Annotated in this window: 18 protein-coding genes; 11 read left to right on the top strand and 7 right to left on the bottom strand. The window is 73.1% G+C overall.

The genetic code is table 11. The annotated features are described in order from the left end of the window. Positions 1–142: 142 nt before the first annotated feature. Positions 143–565, bottom strand: coding sequence for a DUF3499 domain-containing protein (locus tag ACIBCJ_RS22890; RefSeq protein WP_063789724.1), 423 nt, complete (start codon positions 563–565; stop codon positions 143–145). Positions 566–859: 294 nt separating this feature from the next. On the opposite strand from ACIBCJ_RS22890, the gene ACIBCJ_RS22885 reads away from it, so the two are divergent. Next, positions 860–1,312, top strand: coding sequence for a metallopeptidase family protein (locus ACIBCJ_RS22885; RefSeq protein WP_362098058.1), 453 nt, complete (start codon positions 860–862; stop codon positions 1,310–1,312). A 28-nt stretch (positions 1,313–1,340) separates the two neighbouring features. Here the strand turns inward: ACIBCJ_RS22885 and ACIBCJ_RS22880 are convergent, their stop codons facing one another. The 3 genes from ACIBCJ_RS22880 to ACIBCJ_RS22870 form a co-directional block, all read right to left on the bottom strand. Continuing rightward, a complete protein-coding gene (locus tag ACIBCJ_RS22880; protein WP_365981463.1) occupies positions 1,341–2,867 on the bottom strand; it encodes a DUF5719 family protein in 1,527 nt (508 codons plus the stop codon). Continuing rightward, entirely contained in the window at positions 2,864–6,667 is a 3,804-nt protein-coding gene (locus ACIBCJ_RS22875) for a glycosyltransferase (RefSeq protein ID WP_365981464.1), read from the bottom strand. The genes ACIBCJ_RS22880 and ACIBCJ_RS22875 overlap by 4 nt, the downstream gene beginning before the upstream one ends. 284 nt (positions 6,668–6,951) lie before the next feature. Continuing rightward, a complete protein-coding gene (locus ACIBCJ_RS22870; protein ID WP_003975777.1) occupies positions 6,952–7,215 on the bottom strand; it encodes a WhiB family transcriptional regulator in 264 nt (87 codons plus the stop codon). A gap of 686 nt (positions 7,216–7,901) precedes the next feature. On the opposite strand from ACIBCJ_RS22870, the gene ACIBCJ_RS22865 reads away from it, so the two are divergent. From ACIBCJ_RS22865 to ACIBCJ_RS22850, 4 genes are all read left to right on the top strand, one after another. Further along, complete coding sequence (locus ACIBCJ_RS22865; protein WP_362097954.1) at positions 7,902–8,420, top strand: cysteine dioxygenase family protein; 519 nt, start codon at positions 7,902–7,904, stop codon at positions 8,418–8,420. Positions 8,421–8,464: 44 nt separating this feature from the next. Next, the gene (gene cofD / locus ACIBCJ_RS22860) at positions 8,465–9,424 is read left to right on the top strand and encodes a 2-phospho-L-lactate transferase (RefSeq protein ID WP_362097951.1); all 960 of its coding nucleotides are present in this window, start codon (positions 8,465–8,467) and stop codon (positions 9,422–9,424) included. Continuing rightward, complete coding sequence (locus tag ACIBCJ_RS22855; protein ID WP_365981465.1) at positions 9,421–10,752, top strand: coenzyme F420-0:L-glutamate ligase; 1,332 nt, start codon at positions 9,421–9,423, stop codon at positions 10,750–10,752. Before cofD ends, ACIBCJ_RS22855 begins: the two co-directional genes overlap by 4 nt. A gap of 82 nt (positions 10,753–10,834) precedes the next feature. Continuing rightward, a complete protein-coding gene (locus tag ACIBCJ_RS22850) occupies positions 10,835–11,836 on the top strand; it encodes a DNA-3-methyladenine glycosylase 2 family protein (RefSeq protein WP_365981466.1) in 1,002 nt (333 codons plus the stop codon). A 188-nt stretch (positions 11,837–12,024) separates the two neighbouring features. Here ACIBCJ_RS22850 and ACIBCJ_RS22845 read toward each other — a convergent pair whose 3' ends face one another. Continuing rightward, positions 12,025–13,110 carry an NDP-sugar synthase gene (locus ACIBCJ_RS22845; RefSeq protein ID WP_362097942.1) on the bottom strand — a complete coding sequence of 362 codons (1,086 nt, stop codon included), beginning with the start codon at positions 13,108–13,110 and terminating at the stop codon, positions 12,025–12,027. A gap of 137 nt (positions 13,111–13,247) precedes the next feature. Next, positions 13,248–14,525: a peptidoglycan recognition protein gene (locus ACIBCJ_RS22840; protein ID WP_365981467.1), complete on the bottom strand. Its 1,278-nt coding sequence runs from the start codon at positions 14,523–14,525 to the stop codon at positions 13,248–13,250. Between the two features lie 139 nt (positions 14,526–14,664). On the opposite strand from ACIBCJ_RS22840, the gene ACIBCJ_RS22835 reads away from it, so the two are divergent. From ACIBCJ_RS22835 to ACIBCJ_RS22810, 6 genes are all read left to right on the top strand, one after another. Next, positions 14,665–15,429: a TIGR03089 family protein gene (locus ACIBCJ_RS22835; RefSeq protein ID WP_362097937.1), complete on the top strand. Its 765-nt coding sequence runs from the start codon at positions 14,665–14,667 to the stop codon at positions 15,427–15,429. 337 nt (positions 15,430–15,766) lie between these two features. Then, entirely contained in the window at positions 15,767–16,957 is a 1,191-nt protein-coding gene (locus ACIBCJ_RS22830) for an LCP family protein (protein ID WP_365981468.1), read from the top strand. A gap of 267 nt (positions 16,958–17,224) precedes the next feature. Beyond that, entirely contained in the window at positions 17,225–18,925 is a 1,701-nt protein-coding gene (locus ACIBCJ_RS22825; RefSeq protein ID WP_365981469.1) for an LCP family protein, read from the top strand. 300 nt (positions 18,926–19,225) lie between these two features. Beyond that, the gene (locus ACIBCJ_RS22820; RefSeq protein WP_365981470.1) at positions 19,226–20,959 is read left to right on the top strand and encodes an LCP family protein; all 1,734 of its coding nucleotides are present in this window, start codon (positions 19,226–19,228) and stop codon (positions 20,957–20,959) included. Between the two features lie 207 nt (positions 20,960–21,166). Continuing rightward, the gene (locus tag ACIBCJ_RS22815; protein ID WP_362097925.1) at positions 21,167–22,861 is read left to right on the top strand and encodes an LCP family protein; all 1,695 of its coding nucleotides are present in this window, start codon (positions 21,167–21,169) and stop codon (positions 22,859–22,861) included. A gap of 77 nt (positions 22,862–22,938) precedes the next feature. Further along, a complete protein-coding gene (locus ACIBCJ_RS22810) occupies positions 22,939–24,612 on the top strand; it encodes an LCP family protein (RefSeq protein WP_365981471.1) in 1,674 nt (557 codons plus the stop codon). 9 nt (positions 24,613–24,621) lie between these two features. Here ACIBCJ_RS22810 and ACIBCJ_RS22805 read toward each other — a convergent pair whose 3' ends face one another. Further along, positions 24,622–25,686, bottom strand: a complete 1,065-nt coding sequence (locus tag ACIBCJ_RS22805; protein ID WP_365981472.1) for a glycosyltransferase family 2 protein — start codon at positions 25,684–25,686, stop codon at positions 24,622–24,624. Between the last annotated feature and the right edge of the window lie 199 nt (positions 25,687–25,885).

Genomic DNA, 25,885 nt, shown 5'->3' with positions numbered 1-25,885 from the left:
TCCCCGGATTCCGCCATGTGAAAGCGATTTCTCGCGGCTTCCGGAATGGTCGTGTCCGCGACAAGGGGGAGTCAATGGGTGTGCGGCAACGGATGTGACCGAGCACACGGCGCGTGGGGGGTGAGATCCCGTCGGGCGGGGCTCAGTTGTCGGGCGAGCGCAGCACCCGCAGGTGGCCGCGGCGCGCGACCTCCATCGGGTCGGCCGTCCGCGCACCGCCGCCGGCCTCGGCCGCCCGCTCCTGGGGCCGGGCCGCCTCGCGCACCGCGTTGGCGAGCGCCTCCAGGTCGTCGCCGCTGGGGCGGGCGGGGGCCGATCCGTCGAGCAGGCGGACGACCTCCCAGCCGCGCGGGGCGGTGAGGCGCTCGGAGTGCTCGGCGCACAGGTCGTAGCAGTGGGGTTCGGCGTAGGTGGCGAGCGGGCCGAGGACCGCGGTCGAGTCGGCGTAGACGTACGTCAGCGTCGCGACGGCGGGACGGCCGCAGGCGGTGCGCGAACAGCGACGTACAGGGCTCACGATGTTGGACGGTACCGCACTCTTGAGCGGGCCGCGACGACTGGCCACCGGGTCACACCTCCGTGTCGTGGCGTGAAACGACCTGCACCCCTTCCGGAACACCCCCTTTCGACCTGCGCGGACGCCCGTCTCGGCGAGACCGCGCGGCCCGCCGGACGGTCACGACCCGATACAAACAACGACATTTGCCTTGGGTTTCACGGTCACGGAGGGATACGAAATCGAGCCCAACCTTGGCTGGAATGGTCATCCGGCGACAAGCGGAGCAAGTCTCCGCCACACCGCCGCCGAGGCGCGCGCGGTCCGGCGCCGCGCCCCGGCGGGGACTACCCTTCACCAGTGATGGACAACCCCGTGACGCCCCGTGATGCCGGCCGCCCAGGACCCCGCCGTCGTGATCGCCACGGTCGGGGCATGCGCGGCCCGGTCGCACCCCCGCAGGTGCCACTCGCCGCCAGCCGTGGCGAGGTGTTCGCGGACCTGGTGCAGGACTCCGTGGAGCGCCTGGAGCGGCGCTGGCCGCAACTCGCCGACATCGACTTCCTCGTCCTCGACGTGCCCCGGCCGGCCTCGGCCGGAGAGGCGTGGAACGACGAGACCGTTCCCCTCGGGGGCATGGTGCCCTCGCGGGACGGGCGCCGGGGCCGGGTGGTCGTGTACCGGCGACCCGTCGAGATCCGCACCAAGGGGCGCGACGAGCGCGCGCTGCTGGTGCACGAGGTCGTCGTCGAGCAGGTGGCGGAGCTGCTGGGGCTGACCCCGGAGACGGTGGATCCGCGCTACGGGGAGGAATGAGCGGCGGGGGCCCGCAGGCCCCCGGCCGCTACTGCTGCAGGACCGACAGGTCCTCCTCCGCGTTCGGCACCGAGACCGTGCCCCGGTCGTCGGGGAGGGTCTGCACGGTGAAGGACGCCACGTCGTCGTCGGAACCGGTCAGCATCCGCGACGCGTGGACCGGGCCGCCCGACACGGTCTCGACGGTCAGCGCGTAGGAGCCCTTGAGTCCGGCGGGGACCGGCGCGTCCACGTTCTGCGTCGTACCGGCCTTGACCGTGTACGTCTCGGTCGCCGTCGAGCCGCCCTCGGTGCCCGCGGACGCCGTGACCCTGACCTTGGCCGTCCCGCCGGGTGCGGACAGGGCCAGCGTGGTGTGCTCGGCCCGGTTGTCCGCGGCCGTCGCGCGCGCGCCGACCGGATCGGCGGCCGGGATGAACGCCGACTCCTGCTCGTCACCCTTGCCCCGTACGACACGGACCGCGGCGACGACCGGCACGGACCGGTCCGTCGGTGTCAGCACCAGCGACCCCGCCTCGCCGCGCGTCACCTCGCCGAGGTCGACGCCGGTCGTCATACCGGCCTTGACGTGCACCGTCTCGTGACCGGCGGGCGTGATCAGCCCCGACGGCGAGGCGAGGCGCACCTTCAGGTCGGCGTCGGTGCCGCCGGGTGTGAACAGCACCAGGCGTACGGCGGTGGCGTCCTTCGGGATGCCCGGCAGCACGAGGTCGCTCGCCGGGTCCGCGGCCGCGGGCAGCCAGTCGCCGCCGGTCTTGTCGTCCAGCGCCTGCACCGCGGCGCCGACCCGCCCACTGCGCACGCCGACGTGCACGGTCAGGTCGGTCTGCTTCACGTCGCTGAGCGTGGACAGCAGCAGGGACTCACCGGAGTGCGGCGGCACCGTCACGCCCTCCCCCACCGTGGACTTCAGGGCTCCGTCCTTGCCGTAGAGCTCGATGTCGACGACGGCCGCCGAGTCGTCCGGGTTCGTCAGGTGCACGTAGTCGGTGCGGCCTGCCGCGGTGCTGGCGCCCGGGAACCAGAACTCCGTGTCCGGGGCCGCGCAGTTGACGCCCTGCAGTCCCCGGCCGGTCCCGGCGGCGACCTCGGTGGTCTGCTGGACCGTCCAGCCCGGCGCGCTGCCGCCCTCGGCGGTGCCGATCAGGGCGGGGGTGTCGGCGCCGGAGGTCTTCCCGGTCACGGGCGTGCCGGGCGCCTTCGGCCGGACGACCGGCTCCTCCTTGCCGCCCTTCTCGCCCTTCTCGTCCTTTTCGCCAGACTTGTCGTCGGCCTTGCCGTCCCCGGGGGCGTCGGCCGGCTCCGCGGCCGCGAGGGCGGCGCCGCCCTTCTCGTCGGCGCCCTTGGTGACGGGCGTGAAGGACGTGTACGCCGTCTCGGCGAGGTCGGAGGTGCTGGGCGCGGGGCACAGCAGGCTGGTGCGCTCCACGGGCAGGCGGGCGGCCGGCGCGGCGGTGTCCGTGCCGGAGCCGTCCGGGGCGGACACCGCCGCGAAACCGGTGACCGCGGCAAGCGCGGTCGCGCAGGCGATCAGGGACAGGGTCGTGCGCTTCACTGCTGGCTCCCGTCGGGGCGCTCACTGCCCGTGCCGTGGGGCTGCTGCTGGTCCTGGGGCGGTTCGTACGGCGTCTCGTAGCCGCCCTGGCCGTACGCCTGGCCGAACGCCGGATCGTAACCCGCGTCCTGACCCTGCGTCGGATCGCCGTAGGCGTACGGGTCGTACTGGCCCGTCCCGTACGGCGCCCCCTGGCCGTCCTGACCGCCCTGGTAGGCGTCCTGCCGGTACGGGTCCGTCGGGTAGGGCTGCCCGGCGTACGCCCCCGGGTCGTACGGCTGGGCGCCTTGGCCGCCCTGGTACTGCTCGCCGCCGTAGGTGCCGTCGTAGGAGCCGTACTCGGCGGCGTACTGCGCCGAGTCCCATGCGCCGTACGCCGGCTGCTGCGGAACCGGCGCGGGCGCCTCGGCGGGCGGCTCGGGCTGCTCGGCGGGCTCGCCCGCCGTCCCGGGATGCGGCTGCGGCTCCGCTCCCGGCGCCGCCGGGGCCTCCGCCTCGGCCTCGGCCTGGGCGCGCAGTCGCCGTGCCCGGCGGCCTTCGCCCTCGACGGGCCGGGCGGGGACGAGCGGCTCGTCGGGCAGGTCGTCGTCGACGTCACGGCGCCTGCCGGGCAGGGCGAGGACGACGAGGACGACGCCGAGGAGCCCCTGCACCCACAGCCAGGCCGTGTGCGTGAACGGGTCGTCGTAGGTGACGTCCAGCCGGCCGCCGGAGGCCGGGAGTTCGAAGCCCTGGGCCCAGCCGTCGACCGTGGTGCGGGTGAGCGGCTTGCCGTCCAGGGTGGCCGTCCAGCCCTCGGCTGCGGTGTCGGCCAGGCGCAGGACGCGGCCGTCGGTGCCCGCCTCGATGTCCGTGTGGATCTCGACGGGCCCGGCCGCCACGGGCCGGGGCTCGCCCGCGCCGGACTTCCCGGCAGCGGACTTCTCGCCGGACACGATGGTCGCGCGCGCGACCTCCTGGTCCACCCGCCACAGTCCGCTGCCGTCCTGCTGGCTGAGCCTGCTCAGACCGGGCGTGGCGTCCAGGACGCGGGTGACCTCGCGCGGCGCGCCCTTGTGCACGAGCACGTAGCGCACGGCAAACCCGCCGAGCTGGTCGGCCTGGTCGGCGCCCGACCCGGCCACGAGGTTGGCGACGACCTTGTCCAGCGTGCCGTTCCCGCCGTCGCCGGTGGCCAGTTCACCGTCGCCCAGGCGGGCGCCGGAGCCGCGGACCAGCATGTAGCCCACGTGCGCCGCGGAGTCGCTGTCGAGGACGAGGGTGCGGGCCTGGTCGCGGGTGTGGCTCTCCTCGGCGACGAACGCGGGCACCTGCACCGGGTCGCGTCGCTCCACGGGGCCGTCGGCGCCGCCGAACATCCAGCCCGCGGCGGCGATCAGCGGGCCGAGGGCCGAGGCGAGGGCGATCAGGGCGGCGACGGGCTGGCGCCAGCCGAAGCTCTGCTCGGCCACCCGGAAGCGCGCTCCGTCGGCGCCGAGCGTGGCGGCGGACAGCAGGGCGATGCCGTAGACGAGGGTGGCGGGCCCGGCCCAGGCGGAGCGGTTGGACAGGACCGCGAAGACCAGGGCGACCAGGGCGACGGCCCAGGCCGCCCGGACGGCCAACTGGCGCTCGGAGCGCAGCAGGGCGGCCAGCGCGGCCAGCACGATGCCGATGAGGAACAGCCCGCCGACGGTGCCGGGCCCGCCGGGGCCGGCACCGAGCAGGTCGAGCGCGGAGGCGGCCGAGGCGCCGTACTCCAGCCCGGCCTCGTCGAAGAAGCCGAAGGGCAGCAGCGACAGGGACCAGGGGGCGAGCAGCAGCAGCGGAGTGCCGAGCTGGGCGAGGAAGCGCAGCCCGTAGGCCGTGATCTCGGCGCGGCGCAGGGCCAGGACCCCGGCACCGAGGACGAGCGCGACGGGCCACACCACCGGCGTGAAGGCGGTGGTGACGGTCAGCAGCAGGGCGTACGCCCAGGTGGCGCGCCAGCTGCCGCGGACACCGGAGGAGTTGGCCAGGCCCGCCGCCGCGACGCCCGCGCGCGCGACGAGCGGCAGCAGTACGGCGAGGACGGCGGTGCCGATGCGGCCGCCGGCGAGGGCGCCGGTGACGGCCGGCAGGAAGGCGTAGGCAACGGCGGCCCAGGCGCGCAGCAGCCGGGACTGGACCAGCGGCCGGGAGGCGAAGTACGCGGTGGCGCCCGCAAGGGGTACCGAGCAGACCAGCAGCAGGGTCAGGGCCAGGCCGGTGGACCCGAGCAGCACGGTCGCGAGCGTGGCGACGATCGCGAGGTAGGGCGGCGCCGAGGCGGTGCCGCCGGTGCCCACGGTGTGCCAGGCGTCCGTGTACCGCGACCACAGCTCGCCCGCGCCGGCCGGTGCGGGCAGCAGCGCGCCACCGGCCAGGGCGCCGCCGCCGAAGAGCGCGCGGCAGGCGGCCAGGGAGACGAGCAGCAGCACCAGGAAGAGCACCGGGCCGGGCTTGCGGGCGATGCGCTTGAGGCGGGCGAACTGCTCGATCTCCAGGAAGTCGGCGTCGTCGCCGCCGGGTCCGGACTCGATGCCCCCGCCGTGCCGTCCGGCGCCCGCGGCGGCCTCGGCGTCGGAACCGCCGAAGAGATCGCCCGCGACCTGCTCGACGGTGGCGCGGACGGTCGCGCCGGGCGGCGGGAACAGGGGCCGCAGCTCGTCCTTCTCGATCTGCGGGCGCCCGCGTTCGCGACGGCCGGCGATGATGCGCTCGGGTCGCAGCAGGACGCTCAGCAGGCCGCGGATCTCGTCGAGGGCCTGACCGGGGACCTTGCCGACGAGGTAGGCGACGGTCCGCAGCAGGGTGCCGAGGACGATGCGCAGGAGCACCCAGGGCAGGGCCGCGGTGCGGACGTTGACGAGGAGGGTGTGGACGGCGCCCGCCTTGTCCACCTTGTGCGGGGAGGCGGTGGTGCGCCCCGCGCAGTCGACGGCGCGGCGCTCGCGCGAGGCGGCCTCGGCGTGGCGGACGACCGCCTCGGGGGCGACGAGGACGCGCAGCCCCTCGGCGTGCGCGCGCCAGCACAGGTCGACGTCGTCGCGCATCAGGGGCAGCCGGCGGTCGAAGCCGCCGAGCCGCTCGAAGACATCGCGCCGGACGAGCATGCCGGCGGTGGACACCGACAGCACAGGGCGGACGTGGTCGTGCTGGCCCTGGTCCTGCTCGCGACGGTCCAGCCCGGTCCAGCGGCGGCCGGAGTTGGCGATGGAGACGCCGACCTCCAGCAGCTGACGGCGGTCGTACCAGCCGCGGAGCTTGGGGCCGACGACGGCGACGTCCTCGCGGCCGAGTTCGTACTCGGTGTCCACGACGCGCAGCAGCTGGGCGAGGGCGTCGGGTTCGGGGGCGCAGTCGTCGTGCAGCAGCCACAGCCACTGGACCGGCTCTCCGTGCGGGAGCTCCGGCATGTCGTAGGCGTCGTCGCGCCAGGTGCGCGTGACGGGGTCCCAGCCGCTGGGCCGGCGCAGGTACGGCAGGTGCTCAGGGGTGAGGAGGGGGGCGGTGCGCGCGGCCTCCTCCACGGCCTGGCCGAAGCCGGTGCGCCGGGCGAGATGGAGCACGCGGTCGTCACCGAGGGCGTCGGCGACCAGCCGGGAGGAGTCGTCGGCGCTGCCGGTGTCGGCGGCCACGGCGTACTGGACGGGGCGCTCCTGGCCGAGCAGCCCGGCGAGCGCGTCGGGCAGCCAGCGGGCTCCGTCGTGGGCGACGAGGACCGCGGTCACGACGTGACGCGGGAACTCAGGTGTGGCAGCGAGGTCTTGCTGGGCTGCCGTGTGACTCTGCACGGACATCGAGGTACGGGCCCCGGTTCGGTGGACTGCGGTGGACGCCCGTGCCTGTGGGGGGCGGCGGGGCGTCTCGGACGAGCGCCCACACTATCGGCTGGACACAGGGGCGGCCCCCCGCCTGTGGACAACCCACCGGCGACGGGCCGTTGCCGCTGTTCGGACCGTTTCTGCCCCAAGTCCGGCCACAGTCGGTCAACCTGTGGCCGTCACGCCGGCGGCCCACGAACCGCCGCTTCTCGACCGCCGCCCGCTGCCGCGTCCCGGGACCGCGTTCCCGGAGCGCGCCCTCAGACCGCGGCCTTCTTCAGGCGGCGGCGTTCTCTCTCGGACAGCCCGCCCCAGATACCGAACCGCTCGTCGTTGGCAAGGGCGTACTCGAGGCATTCGGAGCGGACCTCACAGGCGAGGCAGACCTTCTTGGCCTCGCGGGTGGAACCGCCCTTCTCGGGGAAGAAGGACTCGGGGTCGGTCTGGGCGCACAGTGCGCGCTCCTGCCAGCCGAGTTCCTCGTCCGCGTCGTCGACCAGCAGTTGCTGCACCAGCTCGGTCATGTGCGCCCCTCGTCTGTCTTTCGCGTCCCCGTGATCCAGCCGTTATCGATTCCGGCTGAACGACACGAGTGAAATTACAAGTGTGCTGCTCCGGGCGAGTCAAGCCGAGATCTGCTATTGGGCCCCTTATTCACTCTGCGGAACCAAGGCCATGCAGTAAGTGTTCAAATCACCATAAAACTTGACATACCGATGAGGCCCGCCAGAGGACCCGTCCCGTTCAACACCTGCACCGGGAAGGACGCCCCGGCGATCGATCCCGTTCCGATACACGTGCCGAAGCGAACCTGATCACATTCGGGTCACGGGATCGCAACGGGGGTTGTGCGCCCGGCTTGTGCGCCATGTGTCCCGGAAGCCGCCTGAGCAAACCTTTCGGCAGCACGATCAACCGGATGAGGTGAAACATGTCCCACAAAACGGGCATCGAGTTGACAGTGCTGGTGTGAACCGCTGTCCTTGAGGGCATGCTCGCGAACTTGGCGCTCACCTCGACCCGCACCGCCGGGTCCCACGGTGCTGCCCGCGCTCGCTGTAGCTGTTGCCGCTGTTCCAGCTGTTGAGCCGACCGCGCTCCGGCTGTCCCCGAGTCCACGCGACTCGACTGCTCCGTTCCGCCCCACCAGGGCGTTCTTTGTTCATCGCTCCGCTCCGCCGCACTCTTCCGCCGAGGAACCCCCGCACCCATGAACAGCGACAGCGACCTCCAGATCGCCGGCGACATCCTCGAAGTCCCCCACCTCCTGCAGTCCCCGCGCGAGCACCCGGCCACGGTCGCCGAGTTCGCGGGCCTGGTCCGCGAACTCGCCGCCGACCGCTCCGCGTGGGAGCACCTCGTCCGGTACGACGCGACGACCCGCTGGTACCACCGGCTGCGCACCGGCCCCGGGTACGAGGTGTGGCTGCTGTCCTGGCTGCCCGGGCAGGGCAGCGGACGCCACGACCACGGGCCCTCCTCGGGCGTCTGGACGGTCCTGGAAGGCACCCTCACCGAGCACACGGCGCGCGGCACGCGCGCGATGGAGGCCGGTACGCAGCGCGTGTTCGCGCCGGGCCACGTGCACGAGGTGGTCAACGACGCGCTGGAGCCGGCGGTCAGCCTGCACGTCTATTACCCGGGTCTGACGGAGATGCCGATGCACGCCCCGCAGTGCTCGGCCGCCGCGTTCCGGGACAGCGGCGCCGACGCCGCACCGGCACGGTGACGACTGGCTGACGCGCTGTCGTACCCGCCTGCGAGACTGGGGCCATGCGCATTGTGGTTCTGGCAGGCGGCATCGGCGGTGCCCGGTTCCTGCGTGGTCTCAAGCAGGCCGCGCCGGACGCGGACGTCACGGTCATCGGCAACACCGGGGACGACATCCACCTCTTCGGGCTGAAGGTCTGCCCGGACCTCGACACGGTGATGTACACCCTCGGCGGCGGCATCAACGAGGAGCAGGGCTGGGGGCGGGCCGAGGAGACCTTCCACCTCAAGGAGGAGCTCGCGGCGTACGGTGCCGGACCGGAGTGGTTCGGTCTCGGCGACCGCGACTTCGCCACGCACATCGTGCGGACCCAGATGATCACCGCGGGCTTCCCGCTCAGCGCGGTGACCGAGGCGCTGTGCGACCGCTGGAAGCCCGGGGTGCGGCTGATCCCGATGACCGACGACCGCGTGGAGACGCACGTCGCCGTGGAGCTCGACGGAGAGCGCAAGGCGGTCCACTTCCAGGAGTACTGGGTGCGCCTGCGCGCCTCCGTCCGCGCCGAGGCGGTCGTGCCGGTGGGGGCCGAGCAGTCCAAGCCGGCGCCCGGTGTCCTGGAGGCCATCTCGGAGGCGGACGTCATCCTCTTCCCGCCGTCCAACCCGGTCGTCTCCGTCGGCACGATCCTCGCCGTGCCCGGCATCCGGGAGGCGATCGCCGACGCCGGGGTGCCGGTGGTGGGCCTCTCCCCCATCGTCGGCGACGCGCCCGTGCGCGGGATGGCCGACAAGGTGCTCGCCGCGGTCGGCGTGGAGTCCACGGCCGCCGCGGTCGCCGAGCACTACGGCTCGGGACTGCTCGACGGCTGGCTGGTGGACACGGTCGACGCGGACGCCGTCACCCGCGTGAAGGCGGCCGGCATCCTCTGCCGCGCCGTACCGCTGATGATGACCGACCTCGACGCGACGGCGCAGATGGCCCGGGAGGCGCTGACGCTGGCGGAGGAGGTGCGTCAGGCGTGAGCGACGAGACGCGCGGCGAGGCGGCCGGCCGGCGGGACCGCTACCGGGTGTGGGCCCTGCCCGGCCTGCCCGAGGTGCGGCCCGGCGACGACCTGGCCAAGCTGATCGCGGCCACCGAGCCCGCGCTGGCCGACGGGGACGTGCTGCTCGTCACGTCCAAGATCGTGTCGAAGGCCGAGGGACGCGTCGTGGAGGCCGCCGACCGGGAGGCCGCGATCGACGCGGAGACCGTCCGGGTGGTGGCCCGGCGCGGCCCGCTGCGCATCGTCGAGAACCGCCAGGGCCTGGTCATGGCGGCGGCCGGCGTCGACGCCTCCAACACTCCGGCCGGGACCGTGCTGCTGCTCCCCGAGGACCCCGACGCCTCCGCGCGCGGGATCCGCGAGGGGCTCCGCGACACGCTGGGCGTGGACGTCGGCGTCATCGTCACCGACACCTTCGGGCGTCCCTGGCGGGCCGGGCTCACGGACGTGGCGATCGGCGCCGCGGGCGTCCGCGTCCTCGACGACCTGCGCGGCGGCACGGACGCGCACGGCAATCCGCTCGGCGCCACCGTCGTCGCCACCGCCGACGAGCTGGCCGCCGCGGGGGACCTGGTCAAGGGCAAGGCCGCGGGACTGCCCGTCGCCGTCGTGCGCGGGCTCCCGAGTCTGGTCGCCGACGACGACGGCGAGGGCGCGCGGGCCATGGTGCGCGGCGCGCGCGACGACATGTTCCGCCTCGGCACCTCGGAGGCGGTACGGCAGGCGGTCACCCAGCGGCGTACGGTTCGGGCCTTCACCGACGAACCGGTCGACCCCGGGGCCGTGCGCCGGGCGGTGGCCGCGGCCGTGACCGCACCGGCGCCGCACCACACCACGCCGTGGCGGTTCGTGCTGCTGGAGTCCGAGGAGTCCCGCACCCGGCTCCTCGACGCGATGCGGGACGCCTGGATCGCGGACCTGCGGCGAGACGGCAGGAGCGAGGAGTCCATCGCCAAGCGCGTGCGGCGCGGCGACGTCCTGCGCAACGCGCCCTACCTCGTCGTCCCCTGTCTCGTCATGGACGGTTCGCACACCTACGGGGACGCGCGCCGCGACGCGGCCGAGCGGGAGATGTTCGTCGTCGCCACCGGCGCGGGCGTGCAGAACCTGCTGGTCGCGCTCGCCGGGGAGCGGCTGGGCTCCGCGTGGGTGTCCTCGACCATGTTCTGCCGGGAGGTCGTGCGGGAGGTGCTGGAGCTGCCGGGCGACTGGGACCCGATGGGCGCGGTGGCGGTCGGGCATCCGGCCGAGGAGCCCGGGGCCCGGGCCGAGCGGGACCCGGAGGCGTTCGTCGAGGTGCGGTGAGGCGGTGCCCCGAGCCTCTACCCTCGTAGAGGCCCGCCTCTACCCTCGTAGCGGCCCACCCCACCTCTCAAGGACCTCTCTCGTGGCAGGACGCTTCGCTCCCCGCCCCACGCGCGCCACGGTGCGCGGCGGTGAGACCGTCGTGCCCGCCGCCGTCCCCCGGCAGGCCGCCGCGCCGGGCGCGGTGCGGATGTGGGTGCCGGACGGGCCTCTTGACCTGGGGCTGGTGCTGGGGCCGCTGCGGCGCGGGCCGGGCGATCCGACGTTCCGGACGACGCCGGACGGCTCGGTGTGGCGGGCCAGCCGCACGCCGGCCGGGCCGGGCACCCTGCGGGTCACCGCCCGCGGTGGTGAGGTGCGGGGTGAGGCCTGGGGGCCGGGGGCCGAGTGGCTGCTGGAGCAGCTGCCGCGGATGCTGGGCGCCGAGGACGACCCGTCCGCGTTCGTGCCGCGACACCGGCTGCTGGCGTTCACGGCGCATCGGCGTCCGGGGCTGCGGCTGGGGCGGACCGGGTTGGTGCTGGAGTCGCTGATCCCCTCGGTCCTGGAGCAGAAGGTCACGACGCTGGAGGCGTACCAGGCGTGGCGGCTGCTCGTGCGGAGGTTCGGGGAGCCGGCGCCGGGCCCCGCGCCCGCGCGGATGTGTGTGATGCCGACGGCGCGCACGTGGGCGCTGATCCCGTCCTGGGAGTGGCATCTGGCCGGAGTGGACGACAAACGGGCGTCGACGATCCTGCGGGCCGTGCGGGTCGCCGCGCGGCTGGAGGAGGCGGCGGGGATGGAGCCGGCGGCCGCGCAGGAGCGGCTGGAGCTGGTGTCCGGGATCGGGCCGTGGACGTCGGCGGAGACGGTGCAGCGCAGTCACGGGGCGGCGGACGCGGTGACGGTGGGGGATCTGCATCTGCCGGGGATCGTGGGGTTCGCGCTCGGCGGCGACCGGTATGCGGACGACGCGGAGATGCTGCGGTTGCTGGAGCCGTACGCCGGGCAGCGGCATCGGGCGGCTCGGTTGGTGCTGTTGAGCGGGCGGGTGCCGGGGCGGCGGGCGCCGCGGATGGCTCCGCGGGGGATCGAGCGGTTGTAGGTGGTCCGGGGTTCGTCGCGTTTCCGGGTTCGTCGCGTGTCCGGGGTTCGTCTCGTGTCCGGGGTCCGTCTCGTGTCCGGGGTGGGTGCGGGGCGGGGGGCGCAGCCCGGCGCCGACGGGGTGCCGCTGCGCCCACCCGTGCCGCCCCAGCGGCACGACTGCCCGCAGCTACGGGGGGGGCCTGCTTGTTACGAGGCGTCCGACGAGAAGCGTAGGGCTGCTGGGGGGATGTGGGCGTCGCACCAGATGCGGGCGCCGGAGCGGAGTTCGTTGTCGGCGCCGATGACCGCGCCGTCGCCGATGACGGTGTCGGTCAGGACCGAGCGGGTGCCGACGCGGGCGCGGGTGCCGATGAGCGAGTCGGTGATGACGGCGCCCGGCTCGATGACCGCCCCCGGCAGGATCGTGCTGCCGAAGACACGCGCCCCCTCCGCCACGAAGGCGCCCTCGCCGACCACCGTGCCGCCGGCCAGCTTGGCGTCGGCCGCGACCCGTGCCGTCGGCAGGACGAGGCGGTCGCCGCAGCGGCCCGGTATGGCCGGGGACGGTGCGCGGCCCAGGACCAGGTCCGCCGAGCCGCGTACGAAGGCCGCCGGGGTGCCCAGGTCCAGCCAGTAGGTGGAGTCGACCATGCCCTGGAGGTGCGCACCGGTGGCGAGGAGCTCGGGGAAGGTCTCGCGCTCGACCGAGACGGGGCGGCCGGCCGGGATCGTGTCGATGACCGAGCGGCGGAAGACGTACGCGCCCGCGTTGATCTGGTCGGTGACGATCTCCTCGGGCGTCTGCGGCTTCTCCAGGAAGGCCAGCACCCTGCCGGCGTCGTCGGTGGGGACCAGGCCGTAGGCCCTCGGGTCCGTGACCTTGGTCAGGTGCAGGGAGACGTCCGCGCCCGTCGTCTCGTGGGTGCGCACCAGTGCGCCGATGTCCAGGCCCGTCAGGATGTCGCCGTTGAAGATCAGCACCGGCTCGTCGGGGCCCGAGTGCAGCCGGGACGCCACGTTGCGGATCGCGCCGCCCGTGCCGAGCGGCTCCTCCTCCGTGACGTACTCGAGGTGCAGGCCCAGCGCCGAGCCGTCGCCGAAGTACGGCTCGAAGACCTCGGCCAGGTAGCTGGTCGCGAGCACGATGTGCTCGACGCCGGCCGCCTTGGCGCGGGCCAGCTGATGCGTGAGGAACGGCACTCCGGCCGCCCGGACCATGGGCTTGGGCGTGTGCACCGTCAGCGGGCGCAGCCGCGTGCCCTTGCCGCCGACCAGAAGGATCGCTTCCGTCACCTGTCGTCTCTGCTTCCTGCCGGGACCGGCCGAACTGTCTTTCGGCGGGCCAGTGTATGCAGACCGTTCGTCGGCCGTTCCCCGGCCGCTCGGTGGCCGTTCCGTGACGCCTTCGACGGCCGCGCGGTGTGCCGCGCTCAGCGGCCCTGGTACTTCGCCGCCTTCGCGCGGGCCGTGCCGAGCTTGTCGTAGAGCTTCTTGCCGGGGCAGTTCGTGGCGAAGCCGTCGCGGTGGCCGGAGATGACGTTCAGCCGTACCTTCTTGCCCTTCCGGTAGAGGTTGCCACCGCCGGACTTCAGGTATGTCTTCCCGCGCGGATTCATGCCGTAGAGCCCGACCTTCCACGCGGTGAGCCGGGCGATCGCCTTCAGGGCGGCCGACGACGGCTTCTTCGAGCTGTACGTGCCGAGGACGGCGATTCCCATGCTGTTGGAGTTGAATCCCAGGGTGTGTGCGCCCAGTACCGGCTCGGACACGCCTCCGGCCCGGCCCTCGTAGATCTTTCCGCACTTGTCGACGAGGAAGTTGTAGCCGAGGTCGCGCCAGCCCATGCTGGTGACGTGGTAGCGGTAGATGCCGCGGATGACCGAGGGCGCCTGCGAGCAGCGGTAGTTGTTGCCGGTGTCCGAGTGGTGCACGAAGGCCGTCTTGACCTTCTTGGTGTACACGAAGCCCTTCTCGCGCAGCTTCTCGTCCGCGCCCCAGCCGCGACGCGTGATGATGCGCGGGCGGGGACCCACGTGCGGTTCGGTCTTCTGCCGCACGGTGAGCGCGGGGAGCGCGGGGAGCACCGCGGGTTCGGGCTCGTCCGCCGCGCGGTTCGCCGGCGGCGGGACGTCCTCGCCGGGGTCGACGAGTTCGAGGCGCAGTCCGGCGGGGATCCGTGCGGGGGCCGGCGCGGTGCGGGCGGCCGGGAGCGCGCGGGCGGCCTCGTGGGCGTCCTGCGCCCGGACCCGCACCTCCACGCCGTCGGACTCGCCCACCCACAGCGGTGCGGTGGCGCCGCGGACGCGGCCCGAGGTGCTCTCGGGGGTGCCGGGGTCGGCGGCGTGGTCGGCGTTGTGGGTGTCCAGCTCCCGCCATCCGGACCAGGCGCCGGTCGCGGTGGCGCGGGTACGGACCTCGACGCGGCCGTGGAGCGGGGTGGCGGGGTCGTCCCAGACGACGCCGACGAGTGAGAAGTGCCGTACGTCGCCGCGGCGCAGGCCCTGTTCGGGCGTGCCGGGCGCCCGGTCGCGGGCGCGGGGGGTGAGCGGGAGGGACTGGGTGCCGCCGGGGGCGTACGCCGTGGCGCGTGCCGTCGGGATCGTCGCGGGTGGGGCCGAGGAGGTGGTGGCTGCCGCGGGCGGGGCGAGCGGGAGGGCCAGGGCCGCCGCGCACGTGACACCGGTCGAGGAAGCTAGGAATCCACGCATGCCCCTGATTTTGTACATCGTCAGACATTCATGTCCATTTGGGATCTGACGGGCCGTTGGTTCTCGGCGCCCGATCCGGTGGTGCCGCGGTACGCCGTCCGCGCGGTGCGCGCCGTCCGGCCCGCGTACGCTTGCGCGGGTGAACGCGACCGACCGCACCCCTGCCGACCTGCTGAGTTCCGCGCTCGCCGCGGACCCGGGACGCCCCCTGGTGACCTTCTACGACGACGCCACCGGCGAACGCGTCGAACTGTCCGTGGCCACCTTCGCCAATTGGGTGGCCAAGACCGCCAACCTGCTCCAGGACGAACTGTCCGTCGAACCCGGGGACCGGGTGGCGCTGCTGCTGCCCGCCCACTGGCAGACGGCGGTGTGGCTGCTGGCGTGCGCGTCGGTGGGTGTCGTCGCCGACGTGGCGGGCGACCCCGGGGCGGCGGACGTGGTCGTGAGCGGTCCGGAGCCGGAGTCGCTGGAGGCGGCGCGGGCGTGCTCGGGCCCGCGGATCGCGCTGGCGCTGCGGCCCCTCGGGGGGCGGTTCACACCGGCGCCGCCGGAGGGCTTCGCCGACTACGCGGTGGAGGTGCCGGGGCAGGGGGACCGGTTCGTGCCGTACGCGCCGGTGGACCCGGAGGCGCCGGCGCTGATCGTGGCCGGGCGGGAGTTCAGCGGAGCGGAGGTCGTGGAGCGGGCTCGGGCGGAGGCGTCGGGGCTGGGGCTCACGGGGCCGGGGGCGCGGATTCTGTCCGGGTTGCCGTACGACACGTGGGAGGGGCTGAGCGCCGGGTTGTACGGGCCGCTGGCCGGCGGGGGGTCGGTGGTGCTGTGCCGGCACCTGGAGCGGGCGGGGGCGGGTGTGGTGGACCAGCGGATCGAGGCGGAGCGGGTTTCGGCTACGGCGCGGTGAGGTTCCCCGGGGGTGCTGGTGGGCCGGGGGCGGGGTGGGCGCCGGTGAGACGGCGGCTCGGGGCTGACCGGTGCCCGGCGCCGGTGTGGGCGCGGGGTGGGCACGCGGACCGGCGCTGACCGGTGCCCGGCGCCGGTGTGGGCGCAGGGTGGGCACGCGGACCGGCGCTGAACGGGCGCCGCCTGCGCCCACCCGTGCCGCCCCAGGCGGCACGCATGCCCGCAGCTTGGTGGACCCGGCGCTCGGTGATCTGACCCGTTCGGCCTACGTGCGTTCTGTCTTCCGTGGTCGCCCGGGGCATGGTCGTACCAGCGCGCTGGTGTGGACGGAGGCAGGCGTGGGCGATGACGCGGGTACGGCGGCCTCCGGTGGGGGCCGGGGGCAGGGGGCGTCCGCGAGCGGCGACGGGCTGAAGCGGCGGCGGCGCAGGCGGCGGCTGGGCATCGCCGGGATCGTGACCCTCGTGCTCGCCGGGGGTGCTGCGGGCGTCGGGTGGGCGGTGTACGCCAAGCTCAGCGGCAACATCACGTCGGACGAGGCGGCGGCCGCCGAGCTCGCCCGGTACGAGAAGGAGCGGCCCGCCTCGCAGGTGCGCGGCGCGCAGAACATCCTGCTGATCGGCTCGGACTCGCGCGCCGGGGACGGCAACGCGCGCTACGGGCGGGACTCCGGGACCGAGCGGTCGGACACCACGATCCTGCTGCACCTGGCCGCGGGCCGGGACAGCGTCACCGCCGCCTCCCTCCCCCGCGACCTCATGGTGCGGGTCCCCGGCTGCCACCGCCCCGACGGGTCGCTCACCGCACCAGCCTTCACGCAGTTCAACTACGCCTTCGCGGTGGGCGGTTCGGCGTGCTCGATCCGTACGGTGGAGAAGCTGACCGGTGTCCGGGTCGACCACCACGTGGTCGTCGACTTCGAAGGCTTCAAGGAGATGGTCGACGCGCTCGACGGCGTCCAGGTCTGCCTGCGCAAGCCGGTCGACGACAAGGACGCCAAGCTGCGACTGCCCGCGGGCCGGGTGACGCTCGACGGGGAGCAGGCGCTCGGGTACGTCCGCGCCCGCAAGTCGCTCGGCGACGGCAGCGACACCGACCGGATGGACCGGCAGCAGCGCTTCCTGGGGGCGCTCGTGAGCAAGGTGCAGAGCAACGGCGTACTGCTGAATCCGGTGAAGCTGTATCCCGTTCTGGACGCGGCGACCTCGTCGCTCACCACGGACCCGGACCTGGCGAGTCTGCGCGGTCTGTACGACCTCGTGCGCGGGCTGCGCGGGGTTCCCACCGAGCGCGTGCAGTTCCTGACCGTGCCCCGGGAGTCGTACGCGGGCGACGCCAACCGGGACCAGCTCGTGCAGCCCGACGCCGAGAAGCTCTTCACCCGCCTGCGGACGGACGAACCGGTGACGGTCGCGGCGCGGCGCGGGGACTCGGCCGACGGCACCGGGCGTTCCGGCGAAGCGGGCGACGCCGCCTCCCCCGCGCCGACGTTCAGCGGGAACACCGCCGACGAGGACATCTGTGAGTAAAGCGCACTCCAAGAAGGGGCAACCCTCGGGCAAGGCGGACACCCGCGTGCGGACAGTTGTCCGAGGAATGCGGCGGATTGCCCGGTTGTAAGCGCCGTGGCGTGCGTCACTGCCATCGACCCGCGCCCGACGGGCCGGTTAATGTGAGCGATCCGGTGTGCCCGGCCGCGGAGTTCTGCCCCTGGCCACGCACTGAACTGACGTGAGCGAGACCTGGCGCCCGGAGGGGAGGGCGCCGCGTGGCCCCGACGGAGGATTCGGACGACCGTGGACGCGCAAGGCCGTGGGCAGGCGGAGGACATCGACCCCGCAGACCAGTGGGTACTCAACCCGGACACCGGCGACTACGAACTGCGACTGCCCTCTTCCGCACCGCAGTCACCGGTACCCGGCCCCCGCCGGGGCACACCTCCACCCGGCCGTGAGGTCCCCGCGCCGCGCAGGCGCCGCGCGGCGCCCGAGGAGCCGCCGCCGGAGCGGCGCGACCGCCGGCGGCCGGCGAAGAAGAAGTCCAAGGGCAAGAGGATCCTGCTGTGGACCGGCGGCACGATGGCGTTCGTCATCCTCGCCGTCGGCACCGCCGGGTACCTCTATCTGCAGCACCTCAACGACAACATCGACTCCCTCCCCGACGACGGCGCGAGCACCGGTGGGTTCAGCAAGGACCAGGCGATCAACATCCTGCTGATCGGCACCGACAAGCGCACCGGCTCCGGCAACGACGGCTACGGCGACAAGGGCAGCGCCGGTCACGCCGACACCACGATCCTGCTGCACGTCGCCAAGGACCGCTCCAACGCGACCGCGCTCAGCATCCCCCGCGACCTGATCGTCGACGTCCCCGACTGCCCGACGACGCAGGAGGACGGGAGCACCAAGGTCATCCCGGGCTCCACCGGCGTCCGTTTCAACACCAGCCTCGGCCAGAGCGACCGTACGCCGAGCTGCACCATGCGCACCGTCACCGAGCTGACCGGGGTGAAGCCGGACAACTTCATGGTGGCCGACTTCAACGCGGTCAAGACCCTGTCCTCCGCGGTCGGCGGCGTCAAGGTCTGCCTGGCGAAGGACATCAACGACCCCGACTCGCACCTGAACCTGCCGGCGGGCGAGCACACCATCGAGGGCGAGGAGGCGCTCGCCTTCGTCCGCACCCGCCACTCCGTCGGCTTCGGCGGCGACCTGAGCCGTATCGAGCTCCAGCAGCAGTTCCTCAGCTCGCTGATGCGCCAGCTGAAGTCCAACGACACGCTCACCAGCCCCACGAAGATGGTGAAGCTGGCCGAGGCGGGCACCGAGGCGCTCACCGTCGACTCCAAGCTGGACAGCATCGGCAAGCTGAAGGATCTCGGTCTGGAGCTGGGCAAGCTGGACACCAAGAACCTGACGTTCGCCACGGTCCCGGTGGTCGACAACCCGGCCGAGCCCAAGCCGGTGACCGTCGTCCTCAAGGAGGGGTCCGCCCAGCAGGTCTTCGACATGGTCAAGAACGACGTCTCCTTCACCGAGGTCAAGAAGAAGGAGAAGGAGAAGCGGAAGAAGGAGGACGCCGCGGTCGCCGCCCGGCTGGAGGGCGAGAAGTCCGAGCCCGGCGAGATCCGCGTCCGCCTCCTGAACGGCGGCGCCTCCTCCGGCAGCGCGGGGCGGGAGCTGACCTACCTCCAGAACGAGGAGGGCGTCACCAAGTCGGAGAACGCGGGCAACGCCCCCGCCGACCTCGCGAAGACCACCCTGGAGTACGCCCCCGACCAGGCCGACCAGGCCCGCGCCCTCGCCGAGATCCTCGGCCTGTCCGGCGCCGCCATGAAGCCCGGCGAGAGCGTCACCAACTCCCAGGGCCTGCCCACCATGACCCTCACCCTCGGCAAGGACTTCAAGGGCGCCGGGGTCAAGCTCGACGCCACGTCGGGGAAGGCGCCGGAGGACCTCCAGAAGTCCACGGCGGACAAGGTCGAGTGCGCGAAGTGACCTGAGGGGCCCCACGCGCATCTGACAGTACGACAGTCCGTCGGTCGGCCGGTCCACCAGCCGACCGGTCCCCGGTTCTCCGGGCGACCGGTCGGTGGTTCTCCGGGTGATCGGCCGGTGGTTCTCCGGGTGATCGGCCGGTGGTTCTCCGGGTGATCGGTCGCCCGGTCCGCCGGCCGATCGTCACCCGGTGAACAATCCACCGGTCGCCGTACAGCCAACGAGGGGCTTCGTACGTCCAACTGTGCGAGCAGGGCGCGTACGGGAGCACGTTCGCGGGCCCGAGGGTGGGAGAAGGACATGACGCAGAGCGGTGTGCGCGGGGAGGAAGCGCGACCCGACACGGTCCGCCACGCCCGCGGCAGGCGGGCCGGACGCGGCGGCGGGGAGGACGGCGGCACCGGAGCGTCCGGTCGGCGGGGCCCGGGCGGCCGCGGGGACTCGGGGGGCCGCTCGGGCGGCAACGGCAGGCGCTCCGGGCGGCGGCGCGCCGGACGGCGGCACCGAGTGCTGAAGTGGACCGCGACGACCCTCGCCGTACTGGTACTCGGCACGGCCGGTGCCGGATATCTCTACTACCAGCACCTGAACGGCAACATCGACAAGGGCGAGCGCAGCAGCGGCGACTCCAAGGCGCACAGGACCGAGCCGAACGCGGCCGGGCAGACGCCCCTGAACATCCTGCTGCTCGGTTCCGACAGCCGCGCCTCCGACGCCAACGTGGCGCTGGGCGGCGGCAAGAACCACCGCGACAACCCGCCGCTGGCGGACGTGCAGATGCTGATCCACCTGACCGCGGACCGCAAGAGCGCCGCCGTGGTGAGCATCCCCCGGGACACCCGCGTCGACATCCCCGCGTGCAAGGACCCCGACTCCGGCGAGGAGTTCCCGGCGACCAACGCCATCATCAACACGACACTGGCCCGCGGCGGCGCCGGCTGCACCCTGGCCACCTGGGAGAACCTCACCGGGGTCTACATCGACCACTGGATGACGATCGACTTCGCGGGCGTCGTGTCGATGGCGGACGCGGTCGGCGGGGTCGAGGTCTGCGTGAACCAGAACGTGTGGGACCGCCCGCTGCCCGGCGTGCCCGGCGGCTCGGGCCTGAAGATGACGGCCGGCCCGCACAAGGTCAAGGGCGAGGAGGCGCTGCAGTGGCTGCGCACCCGGCACGCCTGGGGCAGTGACCCGCTGCGGGCCCGGGCCCAGCACATGTACATGAACTCGATGATCCGCACGCTGAAGAGCCAGAACGTCTTCACCGACGCCGGCCGGCTGATGGGGCTGGCGGAGGCCGCCACGAAGTCGCTGACGGTCTCCGAGGAGGTCGGCACCGTCAAGAAGCTGTACGACCTCGGCATGCAGCTCAAGACGGTCCCCACGGACCGCATCACCATGACGACGATCCCCACCGTCGAGGACCCCGAGGACGCGAACCACCTGCTGCCGGCCGACGACGCCGACAAGATGTGGGCCATGCTCCGCGACGACGTGTCCTTCGACGACAAGGGCGCGAAGGGCGGGAAGGACTCCGGCAAGAAGGACTCCGGCGAGGGCGACGGCGAGGACGCCGCCGCCCGGGGTGACGCCGCCGCGCCGTCCGACGAGCCCGCCGCCGACTCCGAGATCGGTGTCCTCGTCCAGAACGCCACCCGCTCGGCCACCCTCGGCCCGGTGACGGGCCGGGCCGGTGACGTCGCCGGAGCGCTGGTGCGCAAGGGCTTCGGCAAGGCGGCGAAGGACACCTCCGCGGCGCTCTCCGAGGAGCGCACCGTCGTCCGCTACCCGAGCGACGAGCTGGCGGGCGACGCGCGCCGCGTCGCCGAGGCACTGGGGATCCCCGCGGACGCGGTGCGCAAGTCGGCGGACGTGTCCGGGATCACGCTCGTCGTGGGAGCTGACTGGCGCCAGGGCACGTCCTATCCGAAGCAGAAGACGCCCGAGGCGGGAGACCTGCCGGAGTCCAGCGACGCGATCAACGGATCGGACACCGGCACGTGCATGGACGTCTACAAGCCCTACCGATGGTAGGAGTTCACGAAAATAGGGAGGATTGCCCTGTTGTAGGGGTGACGATCCTGACACCAGTGTCGTTCGACGCCGAACCGGACGGATAGTGTGAGCGCTCCGGTGCCCCGTGCCGCGAGGTCCGCCCTGGCGTCGTGCACTTGTTGACTCTTTTATCGTGCGCCTTCAGTGGAAGGTGCCGCGTGGCCCCCGACGGAGGATTGGGAGACCGTGGACGCGCAAGGACGTGGGCGGGCAGACGACGTCGATCCCGCAGACCAGTGGGTGCTGAATCCACGGACCGGTGAGTACGAGCTGCGACTGTCCCCATCCGCACCGCGGCCGTCCGTGCCGGGCCCGCGCACGGAGGGGCGCCGCACGTCCGCTCCGGGCCGCGAGGTGCCGCCCCAGCGACGGCGTCGTCCGGAGCCCGAGGCGCCGGCGCCCGGGCGGCGCGGACGCCGGCCGGAGAAGAAGAAGTCCCGGGGCAAGAAGGTCCTGCTGTGGACCGGCGGCAGCATGGCCTTCGTCGTCCTCGTGGCCGGCGTGGGCGGCTACGTCTACCTCAAGCACCTCGAGGGCAACGTCTCGACGACGGACGTCGGCACCGCCGGAAGCAGCAGCTTCAAGAAGAACGAGGCCTTCAACATCCTCATCATCGGCACCGACAAGCGCACCGGTGAGGGCAACGAGGGCTACGGCGACAAGGGCAGCGCCGGGCACGCGGACACCAACATCCTGCTGCACGTCGCCGAGGACCGCTCCAACGCGACCGCGCTCAGCATCCCGCGCGACCTGATCGTCGACATCCCCGACTGCGAGACCAAGCAGGAGGACGGGAGCACCAAGGTCATCCCGGGCTCCTCCGGCGTCCGCTTCAACCAGAGCCTCGGCGACCTCGGCCGGGACGCGGGCTGCACGATGCGCACGGTGGCGGAGACCACCGGCATCAAGCCCGACCACTTCATGATGGCCGACTTCAACGCGGTCAAGACGCTGACCTCGGCGGTCGGCGGCGTCGACGTGTGCGTGGAGCACGCCGTGGACGACCCGAAGTCGCACCTCCAGCTGCCCGCGGGCGAGTCCACGGTCAAGGGCGAGCAGGCCCTGGCCTTCGTCCGCACCCGGCACGCCTTCGGCAACGAGGGCGACCTGGACCGCATCAAGGTGCAGCAGCAGTTCCTGGGCTCACTGATGCGGAAGATGTCCTCCAGTGACACCCTCACGAGCCCCACCAAGCTGGTGAAGCTCGCCGAGGCCGCGACCAAGGCCCTCACCGTGGACAGCGCCATCGGCAAGGTCGGCACGCTCAAGGACATGGCCCTGGAGCTGAAGAAGGTGCCGCCGAAGAACATCACGTTCACCACGGTGCCGGTGGTCGACAACCCGGCCGAGAAGGTCAAGGCCACGGTGGTCGTGAACGCGTCGAAGGGCCCTCAGGTCTTCGACATGATCAAGAACGACATCTCCTTCACCGAGGTCAAGCAGAAGGAGAAGAAGGAGAAGGCCGCCGTCGCCGCCCGGCTCAAGGGCGCGAAGTCCGAGCCGGGCGAGGTGCGCGTCCGCGTGATGAACGGCGGCGCCCCCGCGGGCAGCGCCCAGCAGGAGCTGAGCTACCTCCAGACCCAGGCCGGCGTCTCGAAGTCGGAGAACGCGGGCAACGCCCCCGCCGACCTCGCGAAGACCACCCTGGAGTACGCCCCGGACCAGGCCGACCAGGCCCGCGCCCTCGCCGAGATCCTCGGCCTGTCCGGCGCCGCCATGAAGCCCGGCGAGAGCGTCACCAACTCCCAGGGCCTGCCCACCATGACCCTCACCCTCGGCAAGGACTTCAAGGGCGCCGGAGTCTCGCTCGATCCCGCCTCCGTCAAGAAGCCGGACCTGGACACCGAGTCCACGGCCGACCAGAAGCTGTGCGCAAGTTGACCTGAGGGGCCTGTCGTACGTCTCACAGGGCGGCGACGGGCCCACGTGGTGGCCCGGGGGCGGGGAGGGACGCGGACGTGACGCGGAGCGGTGTGCAGGAGGAGGACACGCGGGAGGGCGCGGCAGACGCGTCCGAGCGTGCGGAGGCCGGCCGGGGGGACGGCGACAACGGTGTCGACGCCACCGACGACGGCACCGCGAACGGCACCACGGACGGCGGCGGGAAGGACGGCGGACGGGACACCGGCGAGCCCGGCGGTCCCGGGCGGCGCCGGCGCCGCCGGGTCCTGCGCTGGACCGCGGTGGTGCTCGCGGCGGTCCTGGCCGGCACGGCCGGGGCGGGTTACCTCTACTACGAGCACCTGAACGACAACATCAAGCAGGACGTCCTGAACCTGGGCGACAACAAGGTCGCCGCGCCGACTCCGAACGCGGCCGGGCAGACCCCGCTGAACATCCTCGTCATCGGCTCGGACGCCCGGGACAGCGAGGAGAACCAGCAACTGGGCGGCGCTCGCGAGACGTTCGGCTCCACGCCGCTGGCGGACGTGCAGATGCTGGTGCACCTGTCGGCCGACCGCAGCAACATGTCGGTGGTCAGCATGCCGCGCGACACGCTGCTGGAGATACCCAAGTGCACCGACCCCGACGACGGTGAGGTCCACCCGGCGAGCCGGGGCCGGGTGATGACCAACCAGAGCCTCGGGCACGGCGGTCCGGGCTGCACGGTGGCCACCTGGCAGGAGCTGACCGGCATCCACATCGACCACTTCGTGATGGTGGACTTCGCGGGCGTCGTGTCGATGGCGGACGCCGTCGGCGGCGTCCCGGTCTGCGTGGACGCCAACATCCACTCGCGCGACAGCACGGGCCACGGCTCCGGTCTGAAGCTGGCGCGGGGCACGCACCCGGTCAAGGGCGAGCAGGCCCTGCAGTGGCTGCGCACCCGGTACGGCTTCGAGGACGGCAGCGACCTGGCGCGGGCCAAGGCCCAGCACATGTACCTGAACTCGATGGTCCGGGTACTGCGCGAGAACGCGACCCTGAGCAGCCCGAACAGGCTGCGCAGGCTCGCCGAGGAGGCCACCGCCGCCCTCACCGTCGACCCGGGCCTGGACACCGTCAAGAAGCTGTACGACCTCAGCACCGAGCTGCGCGGGGTGAAGCCCGAGCGCATCACCATGACCACGATGCCCAACCGGTACGTGGGTGCCCGCGTCGAGCCGACCGAGGACGCGGAGCAGTTGTTCCGGCTGGTGCGCGAGGACATCGCCCTGGACGGCAAGGACGCGAAGAAGAAGCCCGCCGAGCCGGAGCCCCCGGCCGACCCGGCCGCGCCCGACGACGAGCTGGCGGTCCGGGTCCTCAACGGCACCCGCACCGACGATCTCGGCACGGCCCCCGGACGCGCGAACACGATCGCCGGGCTGCTGGCCGACAAGGGCTTCACGAAGGCCGTCGCGGACCCCTCGGTGCTGCCGAGCGAGGACCGTACGGTGGTCCGCTACCCGAGCGCCGACCTGGAGGGCGACGCGCGGCGCGTCGCCGAGGCCCTGGGCGTCCCGGCGAGTTCGGTGCAGCGGTCCACGGACGTCTCGGGCGTCACGCTCGTCGTGGGCGCCGACTGGCGCGAGGGCACGGCCTACGAGGCGCCCGGGAGCGACGACGGCACCCCCGAGTCCGCCGAAGCCCTCAACGGCGCGGACGACAGCGCCTGCATGCACGTGAACCCGGCGTTCACCTGGTCCTGACGGACGCCGTCACCGCGTACCGGCGGCGTCCGTGGCGTCCGTGGCCTCGGCGTCGGGCTGGACCGCCGGGCGCCGCGAGGCGATGACCTTCCTGGCCAGGGACTTCGGACTGGTCAGGAAGCCCCAGCCCCACGACATGTGCATGGTCGCCAGCGCCACCGGGATCTGCGCCCGCGCCTTCAGCCCGAGGCCCTTGCCCGCGGGCAGCGAGCCGGCCACGATCGCCGCGAGGTAGCCGCCGGGTACGACGAAGCCCCACGGGGTCAGCGCCGCGCCCACCACGACACCGGCCGCGATGGCGCACACGGCGGTCGGCGGGGCGAGGTAGCGCAGGTTGATGGAGCCCGAGTGGTAGCGGGCGACGACGTGCCGCCAGCGGCCGTAGTCCTTGTACTGCTTGGCCAGCGCCCGCACGGACGGCCGGGGCCGGTAGGACACCTTCAGCTCGGGGGAGAACCAGATCAGGCCGCCGGCCTCGCGGATGCGGAAGTTCAGCTCCCAGTCCTGGGCGCGGATGAACTCCTCGTTGTAGCCGCCCTGCCGCTCCAGCGCCTCGCGGCGGAACACGCCCAGGTACACGGTCTCGGCGGGGGCGGCCTCACCGCCGGTGTGGAAGGCTGCGTTGCCCACGCCGATCTTCGACGTCATCGCGGCGGCGACGGCGTCCTCCCAGGCGTTCTCGCCCTCGGCGTGCATGATGCCGCCGACGTTGTGCGCGCCGGTCTCCTCCAGCAGCCGGACGGCCGTGGCGATGTAGCCGGGCGACAGGATGCCGTGACCGTCGACGCGGACGACGACGGGATGGCGGGAGGCCTTGATCGCGGCGTTCAGCGCGGCGGGCGTGCGGCCGGTGGGATTCGGCACGGTGTGCACGCGCGGATCCTCGGCGACGAGTTCGGCGGCGATCTCTTCCGTACGGTCCGTGGAGGGACCGACGGCGATCACGACCTCCATCTCGCCGGCGTACTCCTGGGCGAGGATGGCGCGGACGGCGCCGCGCAGGTGCCGCTCCTCGTTGAGGACGGGCATGATCACGGAAACGGCGGGCAGCCGCGCGTCGGACTTGGCGTTCATCGGTGCTCACGTTACCGCGAACGGGGGACACGGGTGCGCGCCGCGGGGGTCGCAGCCCCGGGCAGCAGATCGTATGGGCCTACGGTGCTCACGAATACCACGTCCGGCCCACGTCCGGCCCCAGGTCCCGCCCCCGCGGAGGTGTCACCTTGCCCACGCCGCCCCGCTCCCCCCGGGTCCCGGCCTCGTCTCCCCGGGG

The sequence above is a fragment of the Streptomyces sp. NPDC051136 genome, assembly GCF_044455745.1.
Taxonomy (GTDB): domain Bacteria; phylum Actinomycetota; class Actinomycetes; order Streptomycetales; family Streptomycetaceae; genus Streptomyces.
This window is presented reverse-complemented; position numbering and strand designations above follow the sequence as displayed.

What these genes read in the sequence shown, in the direction of transcription:
- ACIBCJ_RS22820 (WP_365981470.1), top strand. Translation starts at nt 19,226, where the DNA reads ATGACGCAGAGCGGTGTGCGCGGGGAGGAAGCGCGACCCGACACGGTC.
- ACIBCJ_RS22885 (WP_362098058.1), top strand. Translation starts at nt 860, where the DNA reads ATGGACAACCCCGTGACGCCCCGTGATGCCGGCCGCCCAGGACCCCGC.
- ACIBCJ_RS22805 (WP_365981472.1), bottom strand. Translation starts at nt 25,686, where the DNA reads ATGAACGCCAAGTCCGACGCGCGGCTGCCCGCCGTTTCCGTGATCATG.
- ACIBCJ_RS22870 (WP_003975777.1), bottom strand. Translation starts at nt 7,215, where the DNA reads ATGACCGAGCTGGTGCAGCAACTGCTGGTCGACGACGCGGACGAGGAA.
- ACIBCJ_RS22875 (WP_365981464.1), bottom strand. Translation starts at nt 6,667, where the DNA reads ATGTCCGTGCAGAGTCACACGGCAGCCCAGCAAGACCTCGCTGCCACA.
- cofD (WP_362097951.1), top strand. Translation starts at nt 8,465, where the DNA reads ATGCGCATTGTGGTTCTGGCAGGCGGCATCGGCGGTGCCCGGTTCCTG.
- ACIBCJ_RS22865 (WP_362097954.1), top strand. Translation starts at nt 7,902, where the DNA reads ATGAACAGCGACAGCGACCTCCAGATCGCCGGCGACATCCTCGAAGTC.
- ACIBCJ_RS22840 (WP_365981467.1), bottom strand. Translation starts at nt 14,525, where the DNA reads ATGCGTGGATTCCTAGCTTCCTCGACCGGTGTCACGTGCGCGGCGGCC.